Source organism: Micromonospora sp. NPDC051141 (assembly GCF_044455765.1).
GTDB lineage: Bacteria > Actinomycetota > Actinomycetes > Mycobacteriales > Micromonosporaceae > Micromonospora.
Genome location: NZ_JBITFD010000006.1, coordinates 121,683 through 135,529, shown reverse-complemented (window position 1 = coordinate 135,529; position 13,847 = coordinate 121,683). Strand labels below are relative to the sequence as shown.

The window sequence follows — 13,847 nt, the reverse complement described above, 5'->3', positions numbered from 1 at the left end:
GATCGCCGCGATGCTCGCGGTCGACCTGTTCCTGCACCGTGACAACCACGTGATCGGCTTCCGCGAGGCCGCGATCTGGTCGGCCGTCTGGATCGCCGCCGGGCTGGCGTTCGGCGTGGTGCTGTGGCTGTGGCAGGGCGACGAGGCCGCCGGCGCCTACTATGCCGGGTACCTGATCGAGAAGGCGCTGTCGGTGGACAACGTCTTCGTCTTCGCCCTGGTCTTCACCTACTTCGCCGTGCCGGCCGCGTACCAGCACAAGGTGCTGTTCTGGGGCGTCATCGGCGCGTTGCTGTTCCGGCTGGTGTTCATCTTCGTCGGCGCCGAGCTGCTCGAGACGTTCTTCTGGACCGCGTACGTGTTCGGCCTGTTCCTCGTCTGGACCGGCTGGAAGATGGCGTTCCGGCACGACGCCGAGATGAACCCCGACCGCAACCTCGTCGTCCGTCTGGTCCGCCGGGTCGTCCCCACCGACGCCCGCTACCACGGCGACCGGTTCTTCGCCCGGGTCGACGGCCGGCGGGTCGCGACGCTGCTGTTCGTCGTCCTCGTCGCGGTCGAGGCCACCGACCTGATCTTCGCGATCGACTCCGTCGCCGCGATCCTGGCCATCACCACCAGCACGTTCATCGTCTGGACCGCGAACGCCTTCGCGGTGCTCGGCCTGCGCAGCCTCTACTTCTGCCTCGCCGGCCTGCTGCGCCGGTTCGTGCACCTGCACTACGGCCTGGCGTTCCTGCTCGCGTTCGCCGGGGTGAAGCTGATCCTCTCCGAGACCCCGGTCGGCAAGCTGCCCATCCCGCTGACCCTCGGCGTCATCGTCGGCACGCTCGCGGTCTCCATCGGCTGGAGCCTCGTGGCCACCCGTGGCCGGCAGCCGGCCGGCGACGGACCGCGCACCCCCGCCGCCCGCTGAACGCCGCCGACAGCGGCCCCCGGGGGCGACCGCGCCGCCTCGGGGCCGCTGCCGGCGGCCGACGGTCCGTGGCGGTCGGCTGCCCCGTGCGGTCAGCGGTCGGCCCCGTTCGGCCACGCGGGAGCGCCGGCGGTTCGGGCGCACCGCCGCAGCGCCGACCGAGCGCTCTGCTGGGCCAGCACCTCGGGATGCTGGAGCAGATACGTCCAGTAGCGCTGGTTCTGCCGCGCGGCGAGGAAGTACGACAGGTACAGCCCCTCGACGAGCGGAGCGATCGTGTGCCGGGGGATGACCCTGGGGTCCCAGGCCACGAAACAGGGCCGCGACGGACTGTCGCGCACCGGAACGACGGCGAGACCAGGGGTGACCGGAACGCACGGGGAGCACAGCGCCACCGCCTGACCGGAGCTGACCAGGGCCCGCACCGCGTGGTTGTCGTCGACGGCGTGCGCGACCCGGGGGACGAAACCGGCCGCCGCGCACGCGTCCACGAGAAGTTGGTGCAACGGGCCGTCGGGTCTGGACACCCACGACTCGTCTCGCAGGTCGCCGAGGTCGACCTCCGACCGACGCGCGTGCGCGCTGCCCTCGGCCACCGCGACCCACATCGGTTCGCGCACCATCAACCGCGTCAGCACCCCGGCGAGGGCGGGCACCGCCTGCCCCGGCAGCGTGTAGCCGAACACCAGCTCCAGGCCGCCGTCGCGGAGCGCCCGCAGGCTCGTCGCCGGCTCGAAGGGCACGGTCGCCCACCGTACGCCGGGCAGTGCGTCGCTCATCGCGTCGAGCAGCATGGGGACCGCCAGCGAGTAGGTGGCCAGCCTGATCGTCGACGGCGTCGCCGGCGCGTCGCCGGTCGTCCCGCCGTCCCCGATCTCGTGCAGCGTCCGCATCCAGATCTCGTCGATGGCGTCGACGGACGCCAGCAGTCGCCGGCCCGCGGCGGTCAACTCCACCCGTCGTGTCGTGCGGGTCAGCAACCGCGCCCGGGTGGTTCTCTCCAGGCGGTCCACCCGTTTCGACAGCACCGGGCGGGCCACCCCCAGCAGGCCGGCGGCCCGCGTGTAGCTGCGGTGCTCGGCGACGGCCCGGAACGCCTTGAGGTCTTCCCAGTTCACCGGATCACCATTTCGCCTCGTGCGGTGCCGACTCGCTCCCGGGCCCGGGATTCGCGAATCGCGGGTACGCGATGATGTCGGCAACTGTAGCTGGTCCATCGGCAAACGGCAATTTCAATGATGACGAACCGCTGTCCTTCCCGAATTCTACGGCATGACCTCGGATGCTGCGGATGTCGTGACAATGGGGACCGCGTCGCTGCCCGCTGTCCCGCTCCGCGCAATGATGTGTACCCACCTGGGCGCGGTGACGTCGGGCGGCACTGGTGCCGGCGGAGGCCCCAGTCGGCGAACGATTGGTATCGAGACAGAGCCTTGTCATTCAGTTTTGCCGACTGTTAGCTTTTCGTCGGTCAGCCGGTTCGTGATCCGGTGCATTCGACAACGGCCGTCAATTCTCATCGAGCAGGAGGCTCATCATGCGTTTTCGCCGTTCGCTGACGGTTCTCGCCGGCGCCGCCGCCGCGTTACTCGTCGGATCGGGCAGCGCGTCGGCGGCGTCGGGTTTCGCCGCCCGCGACCTGCCGAGCTTCCAGGGCTGTTCGACGCTGCGTCAGGCATTGTCCGTGGCCGAGTGGGACAACACCGTGCACGGCGAGAGCCAGGCGCCCCTGATCTGGAACAACAGCGTGTGCGACAACATCCGCATCACCCAGAACATCTACGTGGTCGACACCGCCACCAACAGCATCGTCTACGACTCCGGCCCGCGGGTCGCCGCGGGCACGCAGGTGCAGACCACCATCAACTTCCGCCTCTCGCCGACCCAGTACGCGCAGCTCAACTCGATCTTCTCGCGCAACGGATCGAACAGTCCGATCTACGTGTCCTACGTGTACGCCAACGGAACCGTCGCCTACGCCAACTACTGATCCACCCGTTCCCGAGGAGGAAGTCATGTCCACCCCCGTACGAACCCGATGGATCGGCCGGCTCGGCGTCGCCGCCGCGGCCGTGACGGCATTGACCCTGGGCGCTGCCGGCCCGGCCGCGGCCTACACCGTGCCCGCGAACAACTACCCGGTGGGCTGGTACACGCTGGGCACCTACTTCGAATCGCAGCGGTGCAGCGCGGAGCAGTACGACTTCATGTCGCGTTCCCAGTACACCGCGTACTGGAACTACGCCACCTGCACCAACCGTTACGGCGATTTCTGGGCCCTGATCGCCTACAAGTACCGGTAGTCCACGACATGCCGGCACCTCTCACCGACGCGACGACAACGGAGGCAACGATGCGAACCAAGAAGGTCCTGGCCGGCGCGCTGCTCGCGCTGAGCGTCAGCGGCGGGGCGGCCGCCCTCACCGCCACCCCGGCCCAGGCGTACTACCCGCCGATCCTCGGTCCGACCGAAACCATCGAGGGCACCCACGAAGGCGCGGTGGTCTGCTCGTGGCCGACCATCTGCACCTCCTCCGACTTCCAGCGGGCGGACAACATCGCCTACCCGCCGGCCCGGGATCAGGAGATCCGCCTCGAACGGACCGGCCTGATGTGTCGCCTCTACAAGTCGACCGACCAGACGAACAACGTGGGCGGCCCGAACCTCGCGTACGTCAAGTACTGGGTGATCTGCAAGGCCTGAGCGCCCGCGTCCCACCGGGCCTGGACGTGCCACCGCGTCGGCGACGGGTGGCGCGTCCAGTGCCGTTGCCGGCACCGCGACGCGGGTGGGTCAGCGCTGGCCGCTCCGATGCCGGCGGTAGGCGTCGGAGCAGTTGGCCGTCCGGAGGTAGAAGGACTCGACCGCCCGTCGGACGCCGGCCACCTGGGCGGGGGACAGGGCCGACGGATCGACGCTCAGCATGATGCGTCGTACCGGCGGGTCGGCGAGCGGAACGACCGACAGCTCCTCGTTGGGCGGCACCGTGGCGGAGGCGAGCGTCACGAACCGCCCGGTCTGGAGCAGGCTGCGGACCAGGCTCACGTCCTCCGCGACGTGACCCTCGCGGGGCCGCAACCCCGCCGCGGCGAAGGCGCGGTCCTCCAGTTCGCGTAACGGGTGCCCGGCCGGCGCGAGGATCCAGTCCTCGTCGGCGAGATCGGCCAGGCGCAGGACGGCGGCGCCGGAGAGTCGGTGGCCGCGGTGCATCGCCACCCAGCTCGGCTCGTCGGCGACGACCGTGGTCAGCAGGCCGGGACGCCCCGGGCGCGGCGCCGCCGCGTCGTCCCAGTGCAGCGCCGCGGCGGCGACTCCCCGCGCCACGGAGTCCAGCGCGCCCTGGACGTCGTTGTTCGCGTCCACGACCACCGACAGGTCGGGGAGGTGCCGGGCGAACTCCTCGATCAGCACCCGCGCCTTGACCGGATAGGTGCGCACCCGGACGGTCGCCGGGGGCGGCGTGGCCGGGCTGCCGAGTTCGGATTTCGTCCGGCGCCACAGCGCGTCGATCTCGGTCATCCGGGACCGGAGCGCCCGACCCGCCTCGGTCAGCTCCACCCTCCGGGTGGTGCGTTCGAACAGCGGGACACCGAGCCGGCGTTCCAGGCTCGCGATGCGGCGGGAGACCGTGGAGCTGGTGGTGCCCAGCAGCGCCGCGGACCGGGTGAACGACAGTTCCTCGGCGAGGACCCGGAACTCCTGGAGACCGTCCTCCATGTCGGACAGTGTAGAGGCCGGGCGGTGGCGCGGGGCCGGCCGCAGCCGCGGACCGGCCCCGCCCCGCACCCGGTGGATCACACGCAGTCGGCGGTGATCTGGTAGTCGGCCAGGATCACGCCGTACCCGCCGCCGCTCTGCCAGTTGCCGTCGCGGTAGGTGACGCCGCAGGTCTTGCCGAACTGCTGCTCGTAGGCGTGCATGCTCGCCTCGGCGTTGGCCTGAGCCCGCGCCAGGGCGTCCTCGATGGTGTTCCCGGGGCCGCCTCCGATCACGGCGGTGGAGTAGCCGGAGAAGTACTGGATGTTCGCCGCCTGAGCCGGCCCGGCCGCGGACACCACGCCGGCGGCGGCGAGTGCCACCGCGGCAGCCGCCGAGGCGGCCCTTCGGGTCCTGGTCATGGTTTCTCCCCTCTCGAACGGACGGTGGTCACCGAGCACTTTACATCGATGTAGATTTTGTCGCCGGGCGATGTCGCGGAGCCCGCGCGTGCCGGCGCATGCCGGCCCGGCCGTGCCGGTCAGACGCCGTCGGGGCCCTGTCGGCGCAGGTCGTCGACAGTGGTCATGGCCTGCCGTAGCTGGGTCAGCCAGTCGTCGGTGTGTCGGCCGACGAGCCGGACGCACCAGGCCAGCGCCTCCGAGCGGGAGCGGGCGACGCCGGCGTCCACCAGGGTGTCGAGGATCTGCCGCTCCGGCTGGCGGAGTCGGGTCATCACCGGCGCGGCGAGGTGGGAGAACAATTGCTCGGTCGCCCCGCAGCGCACCCCCCAGCTCACCTTGCGCTGGTAGCGGTGCTCGACCTGGCGGGCGACACGGATGCGGTCGTCGCGGGTGTCCTCCCGGAACCGGAGTATCCGCCCGGCCTGGGCGGCGGTGCGGTCGGCGTCGGTGACGTCGGCGGCAAGTTGGGGTTCGGGCAGGCGGCCCCAGATGGTGATCTCGTCGCGGTCGATCACGACCTGCGGTGGCTCGGAGAACCATCCGTCCGGGGTCACGCCGGTGATCCAGCCGGTGGCGTCGGCGGGGGGCTCCGGTCGGGCGTGGGTTGAGGTGTGGCGAGGGGACATGACGACTCCTTTGCTCGTGATTACATGATTACACGATTACGGAGTTACGCGGCTGGTGTTCCGCTCACCGCGAACACCGGCCGCGTACCTCCGGCCGGGTGCGTCGATAGACTCCGCGTCGCGGCAAGATGACCTTCCGTCGCTCGTCGCGTGCCGGGCTCCCGGTCGGTGCAGAAAGTGGGTGATCCCGAGTGAGCGCTCTGTCGGTGATCGCAGCCGACACCATCACCACGGCCCTGGTGGTGCTCGCCGCCGACGGTCGGCCACTGTGGCGCAACGAGGCCGGTCACCGGCTGGGACCGCGTCTGGACGAGCTGCCGCTGGCCGGCCTGGCGCCCGGCGAGAGCATGACCGACCTCCCCGTCCCCGCCGCGGACGGCACCCTGCGGTGGTTTCAGATGCGGTGCCACGGCATGGAGCACGCGGGCCAGCGACTGCGGTTGGTCGAGGTGCGTGACGTCAGCGCCGAACGCGAGGAGCGCGAGCGGGGACGCAACTACCGGTGGCGGCTGGCGCACATCGAACAGCTCGCCAAGGTCGGCACCTGGGAGTGGGACGTGCGGGGCAACGCGGTCGTTTGGAGCGACGTGCTGCTACAGATGTTCGGTCTGCCGCCCGGCACGACCCTCGACTACGGGTCGTACCGCCGGATGCTGCACCCCGACGACGTGGCGATGATCGAGAGCACGCTCGACACGGCGCTGCGCACCGCCGAACCCTTCTCGTACACGCACCGGATGTTCCTCGCCGACGGCGTGACGATGCGTGTGTTCGAGTGCTACGGCGAGGTCTTCACCGACGACGCCGGCGCGCCGACGCGGGTGCTCGGCACCGCCCACGACATCACCGACATGCGCCGGGTCCAGGACGAGCTGACCCGCCTCGCCGAGCGCGACCCGTTGACCGACCTGCCGAACCGGCGTGCCCTGCTGGCCCGCATCGACGAGCTGCTCGCCGACGACCAGGGCACCGGCGCGTTGCTGCTCGTCGACATCGACAACTTCAAGGACATCAACGACGTGCACGGGCACGCGGTGGGCGACGAGGTCCTGCGCGCGCTGGCCCGGCTGCTGGCGCACGAGCTGCCGCCCGGCACCGTGCTGGGCCGGCTCGGCGGGGACGAGTTCGCCGTCGTCCTGCCCGGGGCGGACGCGGCGGGCGCCGTGGTGTTCGCCGAGGCGATGTGCGACGCCGTGGTGCGTGCCCCGGTGCCGACCGCCGGCGCCGGGCTGCGGGTGACCCTCAGCATCGGCGCCGCCGCCCGGCAGCCCGGCGACACCCGCGACACCCTTCTGGCGCACGCCGATCTGGCCCTCTACGAGGCGAAGGACGCCGGCCGCAACCGGGCCCGGCTCTACCTGCCCGAGCAGTACCGCCACGCCGTGCGCCGGGTCAGCGTGACGACCCGGGTGCGCCGCGCGCTCGACGAACACCGGATGAGTCTGGACGCGCAGCCGATCGTCGACCTGTCGACCGGCCGGGTGATCAGCCACGAGCTGCTCATCCGACTGCGCGACGGGGTGCAGCCGGCCCTGTCGCCCGCGCAGTTCCTGCCCACCGTGGAACGCGACGACCTCATCGGTGACCTGGACCGCTGGGTGGTGGCCACGGCGACGGCGGCCCTGGCCGCGCCGGGTCCCACCCGGGCCCGCCTCCGGCTGGACATCAACATCTCGGCCCGCTCGCTGGAGTCACCGGGGTTCGGCGACTGGGTGGTGCGGACCCTGCGTGCCGCCGGCATCGAGGCCGACCGGCTGGGACTGGAGGTCACCGAGACCGCGGCGATCACCAACGTGGCCGCGGTCCGACACCTCGCCGACGCGCTGCGCGCCGCGGGCTGCCGGCTGAGCCTCGACGACTTCGGCGCCGGCTTCGGGTCGTTCGCCTATCTCAAGCACCTGCCCTTCGACACCGTGAAGATCGCCGGGGACTTCGTCCGGCAGGCGGACCGCGGCGGCGCGGATCCGGTCCTCATCGACGCCGTCGTCCGCGCCGCGCACGGTCTGGGCATGCGGACCGTCGCCGAGTCGGTCGAGCACGCGCCCCTGGTTCCGGCGCTGCGCTCGCTCGGCGTCGACGCCGGGCAGGGCTACCATCTGGGCCGTCCCACGCCCCTGGACGACCTGTTGCGTCGGACCGCCCACGCCTGGCAGGACACCGTCGTCGTGCCGACCGTCGTCCGGCCGCCCGAGCCCTGACCGAACCACCGCACCCGGAGGACCCCGTGACCCCACCCCTCGCCCCGGCGTCGCCCATCGGCGCCGAACTCGTCACCGACGACCTCGACGCGGCGCGTGACTTCTACGGTGACCTGTTCGGCTGGACGTTCACCCCCACCGCGCACGGCGGCACCGCGTACGCCGGTGGGGTGGTCGCCGCCGAGCTGCGCCGCGGCGACGGCGTGGCCCGGTGGTGGACGGTCTTCGGCGCGGCCGATCCGGCCGGCGTCCGGGCGACCGCCGAGCGGGCCGGAGCCCGGGTCACCGGCGACGAGGTGCGCGATCCGCTCGGCGCGGCCTTCCGCCTGCGGGCCGGCGCGCCGGTGGCGGCCTCCGGGGTGGGCCAGCCCTGTTGGTACGAGTACATGACCGGGGACACGGAGCCGGCCGACCGGTTCCTCGCCGACGCGCTGGGCCTGCGGGCCACGGTGCCGCCGGGCGCCCCGGACGATTCCTACGCCCTGCTCGCCGGCCCGGCCGGCCCGGTCGCCGGCCGGCTGCGGATGCCGCCGCCGTTGCGGAACCTGCTTCCGACCGGCTGGATGGTCTACGTGGCGGTGACCGATCCGGACGACACCGCCGCGCGGGCCGTCCGGGCGGGCGGCCGGGTGCTGGTGCCGGCGAGCGACGTCGTGACCGGTCGGGTGTGCGCCCTGGCCGACCCGGCGGGTGCGGTGCTCACCGTGATCCGACCGGTGGCCACCGGCGGCTGACCACCCGTCGGGACGGCCGGCCCGCCGGCGTGCCACGCTGGCGGGATGCCGACGTTGCCACTGACCCCCGACGACCTGCTCACCACCACCCGAACCGTGCGTAAGCGGCTGGACCTGACCCGTCCGGTGCCGATGGACCTCGTCCGGGAGTGCCTGGAGATCGCCCTACAGGCGCCCTCCGGCTCCAACCGGCAGGGCTGGCACTGGCTGGTCGTCACCGACCCGGGCGTACGGTCCGCGATCGGCGGGTTCTACCGCCGCGCGGTCGAGAGTTACCTGGCGTCGGAAGGGTCGGCGGCACGGTTGTTCGTCGACGAGCCCGAGCGCGCCGCGGTGCAGCGGCGGGTGGGGGAGAGCGTGGCGTGGCTCGGCGACCGGATGGGCCAGGTGCCGGTGCTGCTCATCCCGTGCCTGCGGCTCTCCGGCGGCGGCGAGTTGCCCGCCGGCAACCAGGCCGGGCTGTGGGGGTCGCTGCTGCCGGCCGCGTGGAGCTACATGCTGGCGGCGCGCGCCCGTGGACTCGGCACCGCCTGGACCACGCTCCACCTGGCGTACGAGGCGGAGGTGGCCGAGTTGCTGGGCCTGCCGGCCGAGGTCCGGCAGGCGGCCCTGATCCCCACCGCCTACTACACCGGCGACACGTTCCGGCCGGCGAAGCGCCAGCCACTCGACGAGGTGCTGCACGTCGACCGCTGGTGAGCGTGCGCGCCGGGTTCAGCCCGCGATGCCGTCCAGCCAGCGCTGGTGCCAGCGCAGCAGGGAGCGGGTCAGCACCGGAGCGGCCAGGTGCGGCAGCAACCCGGTCTGCGTCTCCTCGGTGACCACCCGGGTCCCGCCCGGCGCCGGGGTGAGAACCCAGCGGTGGTGCCCGGACGAGCCGACCGCCCGTCCGGTCCAGCCCAGCAGCCGGTACGGCTCCCAACGGTCGACCACGCACCGGACCCGGACCCGCAGCGTCGTCCAGCGGAACTCGACGCCGGGGCCGAGGACCGGCGCGCCGGTCACCACGACGCGCCGCGCGTTCGGGTACCACGACGGCCAGGCGGTGGCATCGACGAGCCGCTGCCACACCGCCTGCGGGGGCAGCGGCACGAACGCCTCGTTGCGGGTGTGCACGGGGCAGCGCGCCGGTTCCCGGCCGGGCGGCCATCCGGAGGCGGTCACCGCAGGTCCCGCAGCGTCGTGCCGGGCGTGGTCAGCGCGATCTGCGGGCCGTGCACCTCGGCCGGGGTGCGGTAGCCCGGCGGCGCGTCCCCCGCCGCCGTGCGGGCCAGCAGCTCGACCGCGGTGTGGGCGCTGTACCGGTAGGCGGCCGGCCCGGTCAGCACCGCCTCGGCCACCGTGCCCGCGTCGTCCCGGACCAGCCCGTGCACCAACGTGCGACCGGCGTCGAGCTGCGCCGGCGTGGGCCCGTCCGGCAGCCGGGCCAGCAACGCGGCCCGGACGCGCCGCGCGGCGGGGGACGTGACCAGCCACGGCGCGGCCGGGGCGGCGCGCAGCGCCAGGCGGATCGGCGCGGGCGCGGCGAAGAACGTCGCGACGTCCGCGATTCCGGTGGACCGCGCGGCGGAGACGACGTCCGCGCGCCAGGGGTTGGTGACCACCCGGGTACGCGTCGCGCCGTCGTCGATCCACCGGTGCTCGGCGGCGGCGCGCGCCGGCACCAGCCGTCCGTCGCGTCGCTGCACCCCGGCGTCCGCCATGCCCCCGGTGAGCGTGTCGAGCGTGCCGCGCGACACCCGGCCGACGGTGGCGAACGACAGCTCCAGCCGGCGGGCGGTCGGCAGCCGGCGGGCGAGGTGCACGGCCACCGCGTCCGTCGGCACCACACCGAAGCCGACACCGGGCATCGCCATCACCCCGGCGGCGGTCAGTTCGGCGTCCCGCCGCCACACGGTCAGGAACTCCGCCGCCTCCCCGGACAGGTCGAGGTAGGGCGTTCCGGTCCGGACGCAGGCGTCGAGCAACGGCTGCTGGGTCCGGGCGAACGGACCGGCCGCGTTCAGCAGCACCGTGGCGTCGGCGAGCAGCCGGTCCAGCGCACGCGGCTGATCCAACGCGGCGGTCCGGACCGGGGCGTCGAGACCCAGCGCCGCGAGCCGGTTCGCGTCCCGGCCGGCCAGCACCGGACGGAGCCCGCGGTCGAGAGCGAGGCGGGCGACCGACCGGCCGACGTAACCGGTGGCCCCGTAGATGATGAGGGAAGACACGCCACGACCATGACCCGCCGGGACCGCCGGTGTCCAAGAGACGCCGGCGCGGTGTCGAGAGGTTTCTCCTATCCGACCTGGCTAGGGTGGGGCCGGTGGACCTGGATCGGGTACGGGCCTTCGTCGCCGCCACCGAGTGGATGAACTTCACCGCCGCCGCCGAGGAGCTGGGCCTGGCGCAGCCGTCGCTGTCGGCGCGGATCCGGGCGCTGGAGACCGACCTCGGCGTCGAGCTGTTCTCCCGGCGCAGACGGCAGGTCGCGCTCACCGCGGCGGGCCGGGCGTTCCTGCCGCACGCGCGCGCCCTGCTCGACCTCGCCGCCGAGGCACGCCGTGACGCGCGCCGGGCCGCGCACCCGGGCCGCCGGCTGCTCCTCACCACGCTGGCCGCCAGCGTCGACGAGTTGAAGGCGGAAACCGTCCTCGGGCTGCGGCGTGACCTGCCGGGCTGGCAGGTCACGCTCACCGGCGTGCCGTTCCGGGAGCACGTCTGGCGGCTGCGGGACGGCACCGCCGAGGCCGGCTACCTGTGGCCGCCGTACGCACCGGACACCGTTCGCGACCTCCACCTGGAGCCGGTCGGCGTGTTCCGGCGGCTGCTGGCCGTGCCGGCGCGGCACCACCTGGCCGGACGGCCGGAGGTGACCGTGGCCGACCTCGCCGGGGAGCCGCAGGTGCCGCTGCCGGACGACGTCGACGCCGCCTTCGTCGCCGGGTGGCGGCTCACCCCGGACGCGCCGGTCGGCGCCGGGGAGCCCGTGACCGACGTCGCCGGGCTGCTGCGCGCGGTGGCCGGCGGCGTCGGCTGCTGCCCGGTGCCGTCCCTGCTGGCCCGCACCGCGGCCACACCGGGCGTGGCGTACGTCCCGGTGCGCGGGGCGCCGCCCGCGACGCTGGCGCTGGCCTGGCGGGTGGACGCGCACCCCGAGATCGACCACGCGCTCCGGGCCGCCGCCCGCCGGGCCCGGGGCGGGCCGGCGGACTGACCGGGCTACCCGGCCCGCGCCCGGCCCGGGGCGTCGCTGGTGGTCAGCGCGTCCGCGATCGCCGCCCACACGCCCGGGTGGGCGACCATCCCGCCGTGCGAGCTGTCCACCGTCACGCAGCGGGCCGCCGGGTCCTGGGAGGCGTGCCAGGACACGATGCCGTCGCTGCGGCTGGCGATCGAGGTGAACGGCAGACCCGGCGGCGCGGGCGTCAGCACGTCGTCGTGGACCTCGCGGCAGCAGTCGCCGAACGGGCAGTCGCGCACCCAGTCCCGGCGGCCGAGCCGGGTCATGGTGGCCATCCACATGGTCAGCAGCCGTACCGCCAGGTGGATCCCGAACGGGTCGGTCAGCGGCGAGCCGAGCGTGACCAGGGCGCGTACCCGCCGGGGGTGGCGGACGGCGAGGGCCTTCGCGAACATGCCGCCCCGGCTGTGGCCGACGAGGGTGACCGGCCGTCCGGTCTCGGTGTGCAGGCGGAGCAGGGCCGCCTCGACGACGGCCAGGTCCCGGCTGGAGCAGCGGCGGCCGTCGGTGAGCCCGGTCGGTCGGGCGTCCCACCCGCCCTCGCGCAGCCAGTCCCGCAGCAACGCCACCCGGTCGTCGCCGGCGGCGAAGCCGGGCACGACCAGCATCGGCGCCCCCGGCTCGGGCGGCGTCGGCGGCGCGGGACGCGCGGCCCGCAGGGCGGCCAGCTCGGCGCCGGCCCGCCGTTCCCGCCAGATCGGCGGCGTCACGCTGTGCGGCAGCCCGAGGTAGTGCAGCGGCGTCCGGAACGGCCGCCAGGCGCCCTCGCTCACCGGGTGCTCCCCTCCGTCGTCGGCCGGACCGCGCCGTCCGCCCGGTCGCCCTCCCGGCGCAGCGCCGCGTCCAGCCGTTCCAGTGTGGTCGCCATGCCGGCGCGCAGGTGGGTGGCGCGGTCCGCGACGCCGACCAGGCGCTGGACGGCGCGGACCGCCGCCATCTGGGGCGTCGCCCGGGTCATCGACTCGGTGACCCGGGTGCCGCCGTCGACCGGCTCCAGCTCGTAGCGCCAGGTGGACGACGACGGCCAGGCGGTGGTGAACCCGAACACCCGGCCGGGCACCGCCTCGGTCACGGTCGCCGTCATGCGCCACCGGTAGAACGGACCGATCCGGTTGCTGCCGGTGAACCGCCGGCCCGGTTCACGCCACCGGGCGGCGTACGTTTCCGGGCTCCACTCGCCCATCCGGGTGATGTCGCTGACCAGCGCGTAGACCCGGTCCGGGCTGGCCGCGACGGTGCGGCTGACGCGGACCGAGAGCGCGGGCCGCGCCTCGTGGTCGGCGATCATCCGGCGGGCGAGCCGCGCGGACGACGCGGGGTTCTGCCCGGTGTAGAGGTTGCGGTCCACGGTGACGAACGGCCGCAGCGGCACCCGACCACGGACGTAGCGGGCGCCGCGGGCCACCAGCTCGTCCTCCAGCAGCCAGCGGGCCTTGCGGGCGAACCGGTTGAGCAACTCCTCCCGGTTCGACAGGCCGGTCATCGTGTAGCCGGCGAACGGCCACGTCCCGTCCTCGCCGGTCGCCGCCAGCGTGGCGGCGGGGGCGTGGCAGAGCAGGGCCAGCGGCGTGCCGGCGCGCAGGGCCCGGGTCAGCAGCGCGCCGGAGACCGGGTCGACGGCGAGATCCTCCATCGGGCCGTGCCCGCCCGGGTAGAAGACCGCGTCGTAGTCGGTCGGGTCCACCTCGGACAGCTTCCGCGGGTGGGCGAACTCCCGCGCGTGGGCGGCGAGATAGCGGCGGTGCCGGCGCGCGCGCCGGGGTCCGGTCGCGGGCAGCCGCAGGCTGCGCGGGTCGACCGTCGGGGGCACGCCGTCGGGGGTCGCCACGGTGATCCGCCAGCCGGCGGCGGAGAAGAGCCGGTGCGGCTCGACGACCTCCTCGGCCCAGACGCCGGTGGGGTGCCGCGTGCCGTCCCGCAGCGTCCAGTGGTCGGCTGCGGACAGGACCATCAGCACCGCGCGCATCGCTCCGCCTCCCTAAAATCAAA

At 73.8% G+C, this 13,847-nt stretch carries 16 protein-coding genes; 8 read left to right on the top strand and 8 right to left on the bottom strand.

Going from position 1 to position 13,847, the window contains the following annotated elements; translation table 11 throughout:
* Nucleotides 1–10 precede the first annotated feature (10 nt).
* On the top strand, nucleotides 11–916 hold the full coding sequence (locus ACIA6B_RS14120) for a TerC family protein (RefSeq protein ID WP_396773667.1): 906 nt from the start codon (nucleotides 11–13) through the stop codon (nucleotides 914–916).
* Between the two features lie 92 nt (nucleotides 917–1,008).
* Here ACIA6B_RS14120 and ACIA6B_RS14115 read toward each other — a convergent pair whose 3' ends face one another.
* The gene (locus ACIA6B_RS14115; protein ID WP_396773368.1) at nucleotides 1,009–2,034 is read right to left on the bottom strand and encodes a LysR family transcriptional regulator; all 1,026 of its coding nucleotides are present in this window, start codon (nucleotides 2,032–2,034) and stop codon (nucleotides 1,009–1,011) included.
* Between the two features lie 419 nt (nucleotides 2,035–2,453).
* Between ACIA6B_RS14115 and ACIA6B_RS14110 the strand changes: the two genes are divergently transcribed.
* Genes ACIA6B_RS14110 through ACIA6B_RS14100 form a run of 3 tightly spaced genes read left to right on the top strand, consistent with a single transcriptional unit; the run spans nucleotide 2,454 to nucleotide 3,620 of the window.
* Nucleotides 2,454–2,906 (top strand): hypothetical protein, encoded by a 453-nt coding sequence (locus ACIA6B_RS14110; RefSeq protein WP_396773366.1) that lies wholly within the window; start codon nucleotides 2,454–2,456, stop codon nucleotides 2,904–2,906.
* A 25-nt stretch (nucleotides 2,907–2,931) separates the two neighbouring features.
* The gene (locus ACIA6B_RS14105) at nucleotides 2,932–3,219 is read left to right on the top strand and encodes a hypothetical protein (RefSeq protein WP_396773365.1); all 288 of its coding nucleotides are present in this window, start codon (nucleotides 2,932–2,934) and stop codon (nucleotides 3,217–3,219) included.
* 50 nt (nucleotides 3,220–3,269) lie between these two features.
* On the top strand, nucleotides 3,270–3,620 hold the full coding sequence (locus ACIA6B_RS14100) for a hypothetical protein (protein ID WP_396773363.1): 351 nt from the start codon (nucleotides 3,270–3,272) through the stop codon (nucleotides 3,618–3,620).
* 90 nt (nucleotides 3,621–3,710) lie between these two features.
* On the opposite strand, the gene ACIA6B_RS14095 is transcribed toward ACIA6B_RS14100, so the two are convergent.
* The 3 genes from ACIA6B_RS14095 to ACIA6B_RS14085 form a co-directional block, all read right to left on the bottom strand.
* Entirely contained in the window at nucleotides 3,711–4,634 is a 924-nt protein-coding gene (locus ACIA6B_RS14095; protein WP_396773362.1) for a LysR family transcriptional regulator, read from the bottom strand.
* A gap of 77 nt (nucleotides 4,635–4,711) precedes the next feature.
* The gene (locus ACIA6B_RS14090) at nucleotides 4,712–5,035 is read right to left on the bottom strand and encodes a hypothetical protein (protein WP_396773360.1); all 324 of its coding nucleotides are present in this window, start codon (nucleotides 5,033–5,035) and stop codon (nucleotides 4,712–4,714) included.
* A 119-nt stretch (nucleotides 5,036–5,154) separates the two neighbouring features.
* A complete protein-coding gene (locus ACIA6B_RS14085) occupies nucleotides 5,155–5,703 on the bottom strand; it encodes a hypothetical protein (RefSeq protein ID WP_396773358.1) in 549 nt (182 codons plus the stop codon).
* A 191-nt stretch (nucleotides 5,704–5,894) separates the two neighbouring features.
* On the opposite strand from ACIA6B_RS14085, the gene ACIA6B_RS14080 reads away from it, so the two are divergent.
* Genes ACIA6B_RS14080 through ACIA6B_RS14070 form a run of 3 tightly spaced genes read left to right on the top strand, consistent with a single transcriptional unit; the run spans nucleotide 5,895 to nucleotide 9,334 of the window.
* Nucleotides 5,895–7,901 (top strand): putative bifunctional diguanylate cyclase/phosphodiesterase, encoded by a 2,007-nt coding sequence (locus ACIA6B_RS14080; RefSeq protein ID WP_396773356.1) that lies wholly within the window; start codon nucleotides 5,895–5,897, stop codon nucleotides 7,899–7,901.
* 26 nt (nucleotides 7,902–7,927) lie between these two features.
* A complete protein-coding gene (locus ACIA6B_RS14075; protein WP_396773354.1) occupies nucleotides 7,928–8,635 on the top strand; it encodes a VOC family protein in 708 nt (235 codons plus the stop codon).
* 45 nt (nucleotides 8,636–8,680) lie between these two features.
* Nucleotides 8,681–9,334, top strand: a complete 654-nt coding sequence (locus ACIA6B_RS14070) for a nitroreductase family protein (protein ID WP_396773352.1) — start codon at nucleotides 8,681–8,683, stop codon at nucleotides 9,332–9,334.
* Nucleotides 9,335–9,349: 15 nt separating this feature from the next.
* Here the strand turns inward: ACIA6B_RS14070 and ACIA6B_RS14065 are convergent, their stop codons facing one another.
* A complete protein-coding gene (locus ACIA6B_RS14065) occupies nucleotides 9,350–9,799 on the bottom strand; it encodes an SRPBCC family protein (RefSeq protein WP_396773350.1) in 450 nt (149 codons plus the stop codon).
* Nucleotides 9,796–10,845 carry a saccharopine dehydrogenase family protein gene (locus ACIA6B_RS14060; RefSeq protein ID WP_396773348.1) on the bottom strand — a complete coding sequence of 350 codons (1,050 nt, stop codon included), beginning with the start codon at nucleotides 10,843–10,845 and terminating at the stop codon, nucleotides 9,796–9,798. Before ACIA6B_RS14060 ends, ACIA6B_RS14065 begins: the two co-directional genes overlap by 4 nt.
* A 95-nt stretch (nucleotides 10,846–10,940) precedes the next feature.
* Here ACIA6B_RS14060 and ACIA6B_RS14055 point away from each other — a divergent pair, with 95 nt between their 5' ends.
* On the top strand, nucleotides 10,941–11,831 hold the full coding sequence (locus ACIA6B_RS14055; RefSeq protein ID WP_396773346.1) for a LysR family transcriptional regulator: 891 nt from the start codon (nucleotides 10,941–10,943) through the stop codon (nucleotides 11,829–11,831).
* A gap of 5 nt (nucleotides 11,832–11,836) precedes the next feature.
* On the opposite strand, the gene ACIA6B_RS14050 is transcribed toward ACIA6B_RS14055, so the two are convergent.
* Complete coding sequence (locus tag ACIA6B_RS14050) at nucleotides 11,837–12,631, bottom strand: esterase/lipase family protein (RefSeq protein ID WP_396773345.1); 795 nt, start codon at nucleotides 12,629–12,631, stop codon at nucleotides 11,837–11,839.
* The gene (locus ACIA6B_RS14045) at nucleotides 12,628–13,824 is read right to left on the bottom strand and encodes an SRPBCC family protein (RefSeq protein ID WP_396773343.1); all 1,197 of its coding nucleotides are present in this window, start codon (nucleotides 13,822–13,824) and stop codon (nucleotides 12,628–12,630) included. The genes ACIA6B_RS14050 and ACIA6B_RS14045 overlap by 4 nt, the downstream gene beginning before the upstream one ends.
* Between the last annotated feature and the right edge of the window lie 23 nt (nucleotides 13,825–13,847).